10 protein-coding genes and 1 pseudogene are annotated in these 13535 nt (G+C 59.6%); 6 read left to right on the top strand and 5 right to left on the bottom strand.

The annotated features are described in order from the left end of the window. Positions 1–781: 781 nt before the first annotated feature. Positions 782–1981 (top strand): TIGR03032 family protein, encoded by a 1200-nt coding sequence (locus tag FJ964_RS18790; protein ID WP_210243371.1) that lies wholly within the window; start codon positions 782–784, stop codon positions 1979–1981. Between the two features lie 13 nt (positions 1982–1994). Then, positions 1995–5606 carry an autotransporter outer membrane beta-barrel domain-containing protein gene (locus FJ964_RS31015; RefSeq protein WP_181172522.1) on the top strand — a complete coding sequence of 1204 codons (3612 nt, stop codon included), beginning with the start codon at positions 1995–1997 and terminating at the stop codon, positions 5604–5606. A 194-nt stretch (positions 5607–5800) separates the two neighbouring features. Here FJ964_RS31015 and FJ964_RS18800 read toward each other — a convergent pair whose 3' ends face one another. Next, on the bottom strand, positions 5801–6283 hold the full coding sequence (locus tag FJ964_RS18800) for a hypothetical protein (protein WP_140551784.1): 483 nt from the start codon (positions 6281–6283) through the stop codon (positions 5801–5803). 592 nt (positions 6284–6875) lie between these two features. Between FJ964_RS18800 and FJ964_RS18805 the strand changes: the two genes are divergently transcribed. Further along, positions 6876–7331, top strand: coding sequence for a MucR family transcriptional regulator (locus FJ964_RS18805; protein WP_140551785.1), 456 nt, complete (start codon positions 6876–6878; stop codon positions 7329–7331). Between the two features lie 203 nt (positions 7332–7534). Next, complete coding sequence (locus tag FJ964_RS31020; RefSeq protein ID WP_181172523.1) at positions 7535–8107, top strand: hypothetical protein; 573 nt, start codon at positions 7535–7537, stop codon at positions 8105–8107. Positions 8108–8225: 118 nt separating this feature from the next. On the opposite strand, the gene FJ964_RS18815 is transcribed toward FJ964_RS31020, so the two are convergent. The 3 genes from FJ964_RS18815 to FJ964_RS18825 all read right to left on the bottom strand — a co-directional run bounded on the left by FJ964_RS18815 (position 8226) and on the right by FJ964_RS18825 (position 10166). Continuing rightward, a complete protein-coding gene (locus FJ964_RS18815; RefSeq protein ID WP_140551787.1) occupies positions 8226–8417 on the bottom strand; it encodes a hypothetical protein in 192 nt (63 codons plus the stop codon). A gap of 5 nt (positions 8418–8422) precedes the next feature. After that, a complete protein-coding gene (locus tag FJ964_RS18820; RefSeq protein ID WP_140551788.1) occupies positions 8423–8608 on the bottom strand; it encodes a hypothetical protein in 186 nt (61 codons plus the stop codon). Positions 8609–9431: 823 nt separating this feature from the next. Continuing rightward, the gene (locus tag FJ964_RS18825; RefSeq protein WP_140551789.1) at positions 9432–10166 is read right to left on the bottom strand and encodes a DUF1194 domain-containing protein; all 735 of its coding nucleotides are present in this window, start codon (positions 10164–10166) and stop codon (positions 9432–9434) included. Positions 10167–10452: 286 nt separating this feature from the next. On the opposite strand from FJ964_RS18825, the gene istA reads away from it, so the two are divergent. Both istA and FJ964_RS18835 read left to right on the top strand, forming a co-directional pair. Beyond that, positions 10453–11982, top strand: coding sequence for an IS21 family transposase (istA, locus tag FJ964_RS18830; RefSeq protein ID WP_140551790.1), 1530 nt, complete (start codon positions 10453–10455; stop codon positions 11980–11982). After that, positions 11972–12235: pseudogene (locus FJ964_RS18835) on the top strand (ATP-binding protein); the annotation flags it as partial. The gene istA and the pseudogene FJ964_RS18835, both read left to right, overlap by 11 nt. An 812-nt stretch (positions 12236–13047) precedes the next feature. On the opposite strand, the gene FJ964_RS18840 reads toward FJ964_RS18835, so the two are convergent. Then, the gene (locus tag FJ964_RS18840) at positions 13048–13506 is read right to left on the bottom strand and encodes a hypothetical protein (RefSeq protein WP_140551791.1); all 459 of its coding nucleotides are present in this window, start codon (positions 13504–13506) and stop codon (positions 13048–13050) included. Positions 13507–13535: the final 29 nt, after the last annotated feature.

The raw sequence follows: 13535 nt of genomic DNA on the forward strand, positions 1-13535 counted from the left end.
CGCAGACCGCCCCGAGAAGCCCCGCGCCCCCCCCACCAGACATCAGTGGCGGCATAGGCATTGGTGGTGTGTTTTAGCTGCGGCAACGATGGCGCCGGTCCGTCGGGCCCTGCTGCTCAGCTGAATGGACGCGCGTTAAACCACAATGCGTCCGCCGTAAGAGCGTACCAATCTGATCTTGCCGGCGCCTGATCAAGGAGTAGCCAAGCGCACAAACGCACCATCTGCGCGAACACGACGCCCGATGGAGCACTGGCCGTTATTGATCGTTGGCGGGGTCAATGGTTTGCGAATGTCCTGCCGCTCAGCCCGCATGGTTTCCCGCTTCGCTAAGGGGCAAAATCACCCACGCGTCAGCATCTTCTCGGACAATTAGCGTGAGGCGGGCAGCTTTTCGGATGCGGAAACAGTCGGCGCAGACGTCTAAACAGGCAATGATCGCTCGATACCGAGAACTAAACAGAAGTCGAATTATATTAAATGCTGTGACCGAGTTCGCGATCGTGTCAATTTTACCGTCAACGTCTGCCAATGATTTTCAGACGTTCTGCTGAACTTCGAACTTAGGCCCCGCTGTCACGTCGCTGCTCAAGAATTATTGCCGTTGCCGAAGAGCAACAGGGGGGCAGAGTTCCTCGCATCATGATCTCTGTCAGTCCATTTAAGGTTTGCCTTTTGGGTGAAGCTGAGATCATACATTAGCCGGAGATGATGCATTCCTAAATTCCTAGTTAGCTGAGATCATAGATTCCTAATTAGTTGATTTGTGGAGATCGGCACCATGGCTGCGCGCGCAAGCGGGGAAGCTGCGGGCGGGCCCTTCCCGGAAGAGAGCGAACCGGCCGAAGCCTCGCCCGATCTCACCTATTCGATGTCGGCTGGGCTGGTGGCGCGGCTGAAGGCGCTGGATATTGCGCTCGCGGTCACCTCATACCAGTCCGGCCTGTTCTATCTCATCGGCCGCAACCCGATGACCGGCGGGCTCAACGTTCACCAGACGCCGATTCTACGGCCGATGGGGCTGGCCCATGCCTCCGACGGGACGCTCATGCTAGCGGCAGGCTTCCATCTCGTGCGCTTCGTCAACGCGCTGGAAGCGCACCAGCGGGCCAATGAGATCTTTGACGCCTGCTACGTGCCGCGCACCGTGCACGTGACCGGGGAACTCGACGCGCATGACGTCGGCATAGGGGCGGCCGGCCAACCCATATTCGTCAATACACGCTTCAACTGCCTTGCTGTCCTGTCAGACCGCTACAGCTTCGCGGAAGTGTGGCGGCCGCCTTTCGTCTCGACGCTGGTAGACGAGGACCGATGCCACCTGAATGGCTTGGCGATGCAGGAGGGCGAACCCGCCTACGTCACGGCTGTCAGCCGTTCCGACACAATCGACGGCTGGCGCGACCGGCGCTCCGACGGTGGCGTCGTGATCGACGTCAGGACCGGCACGATCGTGTGCGAGGGGCTCTCCATGCCACATTCGCCGCGCCTTCACCGCGGTACACTGTGGCTGCTCAACTCCGGCACCGGCGAGCTCGGATGCGTGGAGCTGCCGAAGAATGGCGGTACGGGCCGCTTCGACCCAGTCGCGTTCTGCCCGGGCTTCCTGCGCGGGCTGGCATTTTGCGGGAAGTACGCATTCGTAGGACTTTCCAAGCCGCGCTACCGGCGCTTCGAGGGGTTGGCGCTCGACGCCCGCCTTGCGGCAGCCGATTCGGAGCCATGGTGCGGCATCCAGGTCATCGACCTTGAGAAGGGTAACTGCGTCGACTGGTTCCGCATCGACGGCCAGGTGGCCGAGCTCTACGACCTTGCCGTGATCCCCGGCTTCGCCTGCCCGATGGCAGTGAGCCCGGGCTCGGCCAACGCGGCAACCGTCGTCAGCCATGCGCCGGGTGGGGCGCTGCCGCAATTGCCATCGAACGATTCTCTCGCGGTGGCTGTCGTGCCGCCCTCGGCAGCCAACGACCAAGGTATATGAGTGGGTGACAATCATGAGGCAGGGTGCGAAACTGCGAAATACGGACGGGCCGGCGCTCAGTCTGCGCCACCGATTTGTGCTCGGTAGTGCGCTCGCGACGAGCGCGTTCTTGGGCGGCTACCGTGGATATGTCCGCCGTGCCTCTGCCGACTGCACGCTTCTCGGCGGTACCTACACCTGCGGTGGCACGCTCACGGCGGAACAGGCGCTCCCCGACGAACCACAGCCCCTGACCGTGACCACAGTCCCTGGATTCAGCATCGACACCAGACTAGCCAGCGAGGGGAGCGGCGGCAACGCCTTCACGCTGACCGGCACAGGTGGCTTGACGTTCACCGACAACTATTCATCCACTATTGTTGGCCAACTTAACGGTATCGAAGCCCGCAACAATGGGGGTGGCGCGTTGTCGATCACGACAACGGGCACAGTGATGGGCACGGCAGGCGCCGGCCTCCTCGCAATCAACAGCTCGGCCGGTACCGATCTGACAATCAAAGCGGCGGAGGTGACAGGTGGGTACGCCGGCATTAGCGCATACAATCTCGGGAGCGGGGAGCTGTATATCGCGGCCACCGGTGCAGTAAAGGGAGCGACGTATAGTGGCATTTTCGCTCGCAACTATGGAACCAATCTTACGATAAAGGTCGCGGATGTGAGCGGAGGATCCTCAGGCATCGTCGCCCTTAACAATGGAAGCGGTGCGCTTTCGATCACTGCCACTGGCGCTGTCAGCGGCGAGGGAATGGGCTATGAATCTTGCGAGTGCAGACTTGGGGCAGACGGCATCTACGCCAACAACGATGGAACCAATCTGACGATCAACGCCGTAGACGTGAGCGGTGCATCCTCCGGCATCGTCGCCCTTAACAATGGAAGCGGCGCGCTCTCGGTCACCACCACTGGCGTGGTGAGCGGTGCGGGTGCTGTAGGGTATCCCTTTACCTCTTACGGCAGCGGGGGATACGGCATTGCCGCAATCAACAGGGGAAGCGGCGCCTTGTCGATCAATGCCACCGGTTCAGTGACAGGCACGACAAATATCGGCATTCTTGCCGACAACAGTTCCGGTGCAGATCTCACGATCAGCGCTGCGAATGTGAGCGGTGGCATAGATGCCATCCGCGCTCTCAATGGGGGCACAGGCTCATTGTCGATCACCGCCACTGGCATGGTGACAGGCAATGGCGGCGCGGGCATCTACGCGCGCAACGAATCCGCCGTCACCAGTTCGACGACCACGGTGACGGTGGGAAGCGGCGCGACAGTAAGCGGAACCACGGTCGGCATCGAGCTTGTGTCGGGCACCGGCCGCGCAGCGAGCGTGAATAACGCCGGTTCAATCGCAGGCGCAACGGGTATTCTCGCAAACACGGCGGCCGCGGTGACGATCTCCAACACAGGCTCGATCACCGGCACTGCCGGCAGCGCGATCGATCTGACCGCGAGCGCCCCCAACACTATCAACCAGATGGCCGGTATCATCAGCGGCAATATCCTGCTTTCGGGAGGCAGCCCGGACTTGGTCAGCGTAACGGGCGGCACGATCACGGGCTCGGTGTTTGGTCTTGGTGGTGGCAACAGCTTCAATGCGAGCGGCGGTACGATCGATGGCTCGATCTTCGCAGGCAGCCAGAACGACACAGTGATCATTTCGGGCACCGCAAAGATCCAGGGTAATGCCGCGATCGGGCCTGATGCAGTCGGACTTGAAGACGGCGATGACACATTCAGGATGACCGGCGGTCATCTTGGCAGCGCCGTGAGCGGCGGCAACGGCAACGACACCCTGACCGTCGACGGCGGCATAATCGACTCCTTCGTCGCGGGTAATGATGGCGCCGACCAGATCACCGTCTCGGGCGGCTCGATCGGCGGCGATGTCACAGGGGGCAGCGGTATCGACCAGGTCGCGATGTCAGGCGGTTCAATCGCCGGTGATGTCGACGCCGAAACGGTCACTCTGACTGGCGGCGCAATCGGTGGCAATATCACCGGTCTATCCAGTCTCGTCATCAACGACCCGCTTTCGCCAGCGCCAATCAGCCTGCGCGACGGAGTCGTCTTCAGCGGAACCAACGCCGTTGCCACCATCATCGATACTGACCTCTCTGCGGGCGGCACGAAGACCCAGTTGTTTGAAGGATTTGACAGCGTCACCGTCGACCCGTCGACAATCAAATTCGGCACGGGCATGAATTTTATTAACTTGCTGAATTTGGTGGATGGCTCCACGCTCATCATCAATGGCAATGCCGGTCTGAGCGGTAGGGCCAACGTGGTTGGGTCGACCATCACCATGCTCGATGGCGTTGCCGATGACATATTCACCCTTGGCGGTCTTGCGCTCAACAATGCCCAGCTAGGGCTCGATATCGATCAGCAGACGGTCCAGGCGGACAAGATCGTCACCGGCACGTTTTCGGCCACCGGCACCAACACCATCCTCGTCAATCTTCTGGGCACACCGCAATTCGCCCAGGCGACCGATATCCCGATCATCGTCTTTGCCAGCGGGCCGGTTACCGGGACCTTCAATGTCCTGGGCATTCCCGGCACGCCGGGTTCGCTTTTTACCTATCAACTCGTAACTGGCCCAGGCGGCTTGTTCCTGCGCGCCACACCAGCCAATTTCGGCATTGCCGCGGCGCCCACCAGCGCCACCAATGCCGGCGCGGTCGAGGTGGCAATCGACGCTGTCTATGGCATAAACCGCGACGCACTCGATGCCGACCTTCCTCTCTCGCCCGCAAGCGGCTCTGGAATGGTGCCGGTTTCGTCTAGCTTCGGCGTCTTTGCCTCCGGCCAGTTCGCTCATACCGAGCATGACGGCTACAACATCAGCGGCGGTGGTTTGAATGGCGCCGGCCCGAGCTTCGATGCCAATGATTTTTCGGCCGCCATCAGCCTGGATTTCAATGCCGCCAAACACTTCCAGTTCGACAAGGAGTATGGCCTGAACATCGGCGTTTTCGCCGGCTATGCCTCGACCGACGTCAGCCTCGGTGCGTTCAACGGGTTTGATGCCATCGGCGAAGGCACAAACAAGGCCGGCATGTTCGGCGGTTACGCGCTGTTTCGCATGGACTACAACTACGCGCTAGTCTCCGCCTCCGGCTTCTTCGGCGGAAGCGATGTGACCAACGGCGTGCTCGGCACCACTGGCAGCTATGACACCAGGGGCTACGCCGTTACGGGATCGGTCGGCCACATCTTCACCCTGGGCGAACGCACCCGATTTGACCTGCGTGGCGGACTGCTTGGCGTTTCGTTCCGCGGCGATCCCTATACTGACAGCGGCGGCAACGAGTTCGGCAAGAGCCAACTCTCCTTTGGCGCGATCAAGTTAGAGCCCGGCATCTATGGCGATTACACGCTTAGCAACGGCATGGTGTTCAGCCCCTATGCGCGAGGCGAATTGCAGCAGCGTTTCGACTACAAGAATACGACCGAAATCGGTACCCGAAAGATCGACTTCGACGATGCGGATTTTTCCATGGCGCTAACGGCAGGGTTCAATCTGAAGATATCGGAGTTGACCACCGTCAACGGCGAAGTCCGTGGCAAGGCGTCGTCTGACAGTTCCACCATCGGCGCCAAGCTCGGAATAAAGATTGCCTTCTAGCTAGTCGCTCGTGGGCACCAGAGCGGCTTATGTCTCGTGCGGCGACCCGTGCCCGATAGGTGCTACGCTCGGCGATCGAGCACAGCAATGCGACATTTGTTTTTCCTGACGCAGAAGGCTAGCATAAGCAGCCATCAAACCGTGCTGCCGTTTCATCAATGCTTAGAATTTCGGGAACTCTTCTCAAGGTCGGGTCAACCCGTGTGCTGGTTGAGGTTCGTCCCGATTTTGGCGGGGGCCATATTCGACACGGCGCTCAACAGCCGAGTCTCGAAACATGGGAACGTGTCTCGCCGCCCACGACCCTTGACGCGCTTGTTCGAGAACTGCAGCGGCAATTTCCCCACATGAACATACACGTTACTGGCGGAATGCGGACCGTCCGCCGCCAAGCTGAATTGATGGCGGAGCGGCGGCTTTCGAACCGTACGCAGTTCCTGAGGGTATATCGTCAGGCCCAGCATATTCGGGAGATGGACGAATGGGCCGCTCAACATTCTCGCGCTACCCGATCGCAAGCCATCGAGGCGTTCGAACAGATAATACACCGAGCCCGCGCACGCGGGGCTACGGTTAGCAACCATCTGGATGACCGCGCCCGCGATATTTCCATTCCACTTGGAAATCATCGCCAGCAAACCGAAGTGCAGCGCGCGCTGGAAAGTTGGGGCGCGCATGTCGGCCCGGAGCCGGATGCAACCCACGGGCCGCATTGGCACGTCGACTACACGCCACCAATCGGGCGTAGGCCTTGAATGTGCGCTGCGGAAGAGCGGCTCAATGCGCTCGCCGTCGCGTAGCGCAGCTCCTGCTGTTGTTGAGCCGGGAACCCTAGCCGAGATTTAGTCGCTCATGGGGCAGTACCGGGACGGACAGGGCCGCGGAGAAGCTATTAGTGACCGCGAAATCCTGGCGCGCCTCGCAAAGATCAGCACATGCCATATCTGCCGGACCCCACAATCCAGGTCAAGCCGGGCGAACTGCTTCCGCCTCCCCTTCAAGTCTGTCCGGTGTATATTCGACCGAGCTCAACGAATCGAGTAACTGCGTCGACAAGCGCACCTCTAATCCCATTCATCTCAATTCCCCCAGCTCGAACCTAACACTTCCCAATTCAGTTAGACGAGCCAAAAGGGGCGCTTGCCACACCAAGGTGTATCCCCATAGCTGTCTCAAATGTATACATTTTGAGATTTCATTTACACGGTCCCACTCTTGCGCCCCATGCCACGTCCTAATACGAACTTGGCATCTGATGGGAGTCGACACATGAGCAACGAAGCAGATCACCGCGCATCCGCGCTTGCCGAGCTAACCGCGGATGTTGTTGCCGCATATGTCAGCAACAACCCAGTGCCGGCCGGCGAATTGCCAAGCCTCATTGTGTCTCTACACGCTTCCCTCTCTGGTCTTAGCAAGCCGGTCGCACCGGCAGTCGAGACGTCGCAGGTCCCTGCGGTCAATCCCAAGAAGTCGGTCACGCCCGACTTCATGATCTGCCTTGACGACGGCAAGAAGTTTAAGTCGCTGAGACGCCACCTTCGTCAGCTTGGTATGACGCCAGACGAGTACCGCGCCAAGTGGGGCTTGCCGCATGACTATCCAATGGTTGCGCCCAACTACACGGCCCAGCGATCGGCACTGGCGAAGGCAAGTGGCTTGGGCCGCAAGGCTGTGCCTCTCGCGCCGGTAAAGAAGTCGCCAGCCAAGCGTTTGGCAAAGTGACCCGCCTATCGATCGCCGAAGAGCTTGAAAGCGCCGCGGTACCAGGTGGTGCTCGGCTGCGTCGGCTACTTCGGATAGTCAGCCTGGACCACAATGCGCGTATAGGCGCACTCGACCTGGAACACAGCTTCAACCCTGGTGTCAGTCGATCCTCTGGCCACGCCAACGAAGCAAGACCAGAACCAGCGGCCGGCGGATGGGCCGTGAAGCTCTTTCTTGATGCGACCGACGCTGCGGCCCTGAAAGTCGCCGCAGAAGTCAAATGGCGACGGCGGGCCGCCTATGACCGTCCGGCCCCACTGGAGACGAACGCGGGCGCCTCGATCCATGACATACCGAAATGCGCCTTCCTTCGACTCAAATGTCCCGAGGATCGTACTGCCATCCACGACCTGCCAGCCGCGTTGATCGGCGAGACGAACGATGAGGCGATCGGGTGCCATCAAGCCGATTTAGTGCAGGCTAGGTCAGTTCGCCAAGCCAGCGTCGTGGTAGACGACCGCATCGAGAATCGTATTGTAAACGCTGACAGTATCTTCCTCGATTTCGGCGTAGCTAGAAGCCCGCGCCACTTTGCCGGTGAGCGCGGGCCGATCGGAGGGCCGATCTTCAGCAGGCGACGGTGGCTCCGCCTGCCGCAGCATAAACCTTTAGAGGGGGCTAATGTTCTGTCAACCCGGAACCCGGTTACTGTCCGCTTATCCCCGGTCGAACGTCGGCTTCCAATCGCGGTTTCGCTCCCGCTGCTGGCCTTCGTAGTCAGGAATGCATGTTAAGAACACCGGCAGGCGATCACGCCCAGCGGCCTTGCAGTTTGCGCAGCTAAAGTGACGCACCAATGGCCGCCTTCAGGAGCAGCTCGACGCGCTCAAGGCCCCTCCTCTCGAAGCGCCATTAAAGGTCACCTCGGGCCGCCCTACGTTTCAGGTCGGCAGCATTCAGGAGGTCGATTAGGTCGTCGGCATACTCCATTTCGAGACCCTCGGCGGGCGTGCCATACACATCCGCCGGCTGCCCGGTGAACACATCGAACACCGTCCAGGTCCCGTCCGGTTCCTTCCTGAGGTCAAATCTCTGCTGCGCCATGAGGGTTAATCTAGGGTTCCCTTGTGAGCCTCTTCAATGGCGTCCAGCAGTGAGGTTAGCGTTGGTGGCAGCGCAGGTTCAGCCTCCAACCCAAAGACCCTCTGTACTTGTCGGCAATTGTCCTCGTTGCGTATCAAATCACGAAGATGGTCAGCGACGGTCTTGTGACCGGCTTTGTCGCGCTTGGCCATTATGCTGTCCCCGACATTCCCCGCAACGTATTGTCAGACAAATGGTTCCCCTGCGGGGTCGGAATGTTTGCTAGAAGTCTCTGAGGATGCACCAGGTCATGCGGTCCTCCCGCTTGAGAGGCTCCAGATTTGAACGGTTCGCCCTTTTAAGAAAGTCACCCGAAAGAGCGATTCGGTCGGCAATTGGAGGTAGATGCCCAGGAAACCCAAAAAAGCCCGCCCCGGCGTGAGCCGAGACGGGTAATTTGAGCCGACGCCGACGGGGTGGGGGGCGGAGGGAGGGCATCGGCTAGACCCCTAACCTCTCACGGCGCTGGTCGTTCCGGGCTGAAAGCGAAAAAACCTGCCACCGTTTCGGCAGCGGGGCGAGGCCTGGATCTAACCTGTAGCCTCACTCAGTCGGGCGTAGCCTCGTTCAAGATGTTGTTGACAGCGAGATCAAGGAGAATCGCGAAAAGCATACGAGCTGGTAGGCGGTCAGTCATGGCCGGTATAAGAAATGTTAAAACCGGTTCCGTCACAGGCGTCAGGCTGATTGAATTACAAGCTCGGCGGTGAGCCAAAAGCCGGCCGCCATAAACACCAAGATCACTGCCGCGAAGAACAATATGCGCATGCCCCCCCCCCAGTTCGCGGCCCGCCAATTAGCACACAACAAAATGTACCTGCGACCTTCTTTGTCGGTTAGGGCCTCGACCAAGAACAGGACACAGGGCGCGCCTGGCGACCTTGAGGCCTTCTGCAAGGAGACGTGGCCTGATGACCATGGCCGCCGCCTGGAGAACGAGGGCGGGGCCCCACTGCACAGCCAGAGCTGTTCCGGCTACTCAGCGACGGCAAGACCGGCGACATCCTGCTTGTCGATGGACAGGCCAATCTCGTCGACCAGTTTGCGGCGGAGTGCGACGGCGTAATCACTCTTGTTGGCCGGCGCGATGACGAATGCGCTGGGTCCGCCTATGACATTCTCAGCGAAGTAACTTGTGAGATCGTATTTCACACTCCGAATAAGTGGGGATATGACGATCGCATTGATGGTAAAACCCTTCGAGATCGCCCGAAGTCGGCTCTGCTGAACCGGCAAGCCGTCGTTGTTTGTCCCATTGCCGGCGATGTCTATTATCTTTCTTGCCGCCGCTCCCGGAAAGTATTCGAGGAGCAGACTTCCCTCGTCAATGGCGAAGGATATGGACGTATCGCCTCCAGTGTGCCCGTAGCCTCTCTGGGCGCGTTCGAGGATGGCGGATGCCGCAGCCTTCCCGTCGCTGAGCCCACAGACCCGTGTCCATGGCAAAACCATGTGCAAATGCCCGCGACTTGCCCATTCAAAATAGGTTATGCCCACGCACCCAATACGGTTGCGGGTGATGGCGGCCATGACCTCTGGTGCATACATTGCTGAGGCATGCCCTTCGCGCAGCATGTCGGCTGTCGCTGCATCGACCGACGACGACATATCCACCGCGAACACGATCGCCGCATCGACATCGGCGGCATAGGCCGGCAACGCCAACAATGCCGACGCTACGGGTATCGTCAACCTTCCCAACGGGTTCATTGGAACTTGTCCCTTCCAGAACATATCTCATGAAGGTACTAAATTAGCAATATCTGATGCAAACAGGGCACGGCCCGCCAGTCCAGCAAACCTCGTCTGCCCGTCCGCAGGGGTATAGTCCAACGGTCACTCGGAAACGTGCCCGAAAGGGTGTCCGTTAGGATTGACTTCTGTCTGTTGATTGCCACCGAGAACTGACCCGGTAGCACAGGAATTTCCATCGAGAATTGACCCATGTTTGAACCTTGCCCTGCGTGTTTTCAGCGGGGGCTACGGAGTGATCGACATGGCATTACTGAGCGTGATCCGACGCTGGCATTTTCGAGAGCATCTATCGATCCGGGAGATAAGCCGCAGGACCGGCCTAGCCCGGAATACCATCCGCAAATACCTGCGCCAGGGCAGCGTGGAACCGAAGTTCAAAGTGCCTGATCGGCCGAGCAAGCTTGATCCGTTTGCGGACCGGTTGTCGGCGTGGCTGAGGACGGAAGCCAAAAAGAACCGCAAGCAGAAGCGCACTCTGAAGCAGTTGCATGCCGAGCTGATGAGCCTTGGCTATCAGGGGTCTTATGGTCGTGTTGCCGCTTTCGCTCGGGAGTGGAAGGCGGATTTGCAGAGAGAGTCGCAGACAACAGGGCGTGGGACATTCGTGCCGCTTGCGTTCGATCCGGGTGAAGCTTTCCAGTTTGACTGGTCGGAGGACTGGGCGATTATCGGCAATGAGCGCACTAAGCTGGAGGTGGCCCATACGAAGCTCAGCTACTCCAGAGCCTTCATCGTCCGGGCCTATCTCCTGCAGACGCACGAGATGCTCTTTGATGCCCACAATCATGCGTTCCGTGTCTTTGGCGGCGTTCCCCGGCGCGGCATTTACGACAACATGCGCACGGCGATCGACAAGGTCGGACGTGGCAAGGAGCGGGACGTCAATGTCCGGTTCCTGGCGATGGCAAGTCACTATCTCTTCGAACCTGAGTTCTGCAACCCGGCATCTGGCTGGGAGAAGGGACAGGTTGAGAAGAACGTTCAGGACGCTCGTCATCGGCTGTGGCAGCCCCTGCCGCGCTTTCCGTCGCTGGAAGCCCTGAACGATTGGCTGGAGCTTCGATGCAAAGAGTTTTGGCAGCAGACCGCGCACGGGAAGATGCGCGGCACCATCGCCGATATCTGGGCTGAGGAAGTGCAGGCTCTGATGCCGACATCGCGCCTCTTCGACGGCTTTGTCGAATATACCAAGCGAGTTTCCCCGACCTGCCTCGTGCACCTGGAGCGTAACCGCTATAGCGTTCCGGCATCCTTCGCCAATTGGCCTGTCAGCCTTCGGGTCTATCCAGATCGCATCGTTGTTGCTGCAGAAGGCCTGATCATCTGTGAGCACCGACGCATCATCGACCGCTCCCATGATCGGCCGGGACAGACGGTCTACGATTGGCGGCACTATCTGGCGGTCGTGCAGCGCAAACCCGGTGCCCTTCGTGATGGCGCACCGTTCACCGAGCTTCCCGAGACCGTCAGGACGCTGCAGCAGCACCTTCTGAAGAAGCCAGGTGGTGATCGCGAGATGGTCGACATCCTGGCGCTTGTCCTGCAGCACGACGAACAGGCCGTGCTCTTGGCCGTCGAGATGGCGTTGAAGTCCGGCGTTCCGACCAAGACCCATGTGCTGAATCTGCTGCATCGCCTGGTCGACGGCAAGTCCTCCACGCCACCGACTATCGACGCGCCCCAGGCCTTGACCCTCACCAACGAACCCAAGGCCAATGTCGAACGCTACGATGCCCTGAGAAAGAATGCGGAGGTGCGCTATGCGTCATAATCCAGCCAGCGGCGCAATTGTCATCATGCTGCGGAGCCTGAAGATGCACGGCATGGCACAGGCTGTCGGCGAACTCACCGGACAGGGATCGCCGGCGTTCGAAACCGCCGTTCCCATCCTGTCGCAGCTCCTCAAGGCCGAGACGGCAGAACGCGAGGTCAGATCGACGGCTTATCAGCTCAACACGGCACGCTTTCCAGCCTATCGTGATCTGAACGGCTTCGACTTCTCAAGCAGCGAGGTCAACGAGGCTAATGGCGACGATGCCAAAAGCAGCGGTTTGGAAGGCAATGTCTGTTTGCTGGTGGTGGCTACGAATACCAGCATAGGCGGTAATGTACCCGAGGTATCCAGCTCCTAGCGCGACTTGTATCTGCAACGGAGATTGAAAAAACTGCTCCATTAGAAAGCCCCCTCGCTGGATCAATTAAGCTTACGCCAGTTCTATGGCGACCGCCATTCTTCTTTACTGAGGTATTCGCGGCATTCCACGGATGCTGACGATCCATAGGCCGGCCGTTGAGCGCGTGGTGGTGAGGTGCGCACGTGCTTTCGTGGTGGTCCGGATCGACTACTAGCGCCCAGCTGCCCTTCTGCGGGACACGGTGGTTCACGATAGTAGCGCGTGTAACTATGCCCGACCTTAAGGCAGTGCTCGCATAGCGGTTGCTTAGCGCACTTGGCGCTGTGCGGATGCCCATAGCTTTAGATTGTACCAAGCGTCGCGCGCAGCCAAGCGCCACGGGTACATGCAACCGTCACTTGACCTGGACTCCAACCAGCCGGCACTGTCGTGCGGAACGCGCCCGATGGCGCGCGAGCTCGCAACGGCGTCACCGGCGATGATGCGCCATTCATTCGGCGGAGCGGAACGGGCCAGTAAAGAGCTGAATAGCCCGGCCGGTCTCCGTGTGACACAGGATTCGTGGGCTAGACCATGCTCCCGGTGCTGATCCGGAACGGTCGAACATTGCACCCTTTTGCGGCGTCCCACAATAACTGCCCATTAGCAGGCTCTTGCCTACTGGCGCCGCCACTCCAGAATCCAAAGCATGGCAAGCGGCATCAAGATTGGCGACCAACTGAGCGAGCTCGGTCCTGGTCTCCAATCTCTGCGAGCGAGGAGTCACCTGTCTGTGAACCACTGCCGTCGGGACCTTGACGGCCATCGGGGGGGCATGGCTGTTTCTGAAGCAGGGCCTTCAGGCTATTCTCGAATCCTTTTGACCTCGTGCGGATTTCGGCGATGTCGCGGCCGCTGAGCGTAGCCCTGCCTGAGAGCGAAAGGCCGATCAGGTACATGGCCTTGTCGCGCGCCTGATGAACATTGGCCGGCCTTTGCCGGATCAGCCGCCGCCACGCAATTTTCTCGGCAAGGATTGCTCCCGCGCTGGCGAGATCGATCGCTATGACGCGATAAAGCGATCCACCGCACCGTTGGCGAGCGGCAGTTAACTTTGTCACAAGTCGTAGTCGCTTTCTGTGCCGCTGAATGGCACGATCGGTTCCGCTCACGAAAATCATCCGCGAGATCCTCCGGCGCCAGTTCCAGA

It is taken from the genome of Mesorhizobium sp. B2-3-2, assembly GCF_006442295.1.
In the GTDB taxonomy this organism is placed as follows: domain Bacteria; phylum Pseudomonadota; class Alphaproteobacteria; order Rhizobiales; family Rhizobiaceae; genus Mesorhizobium.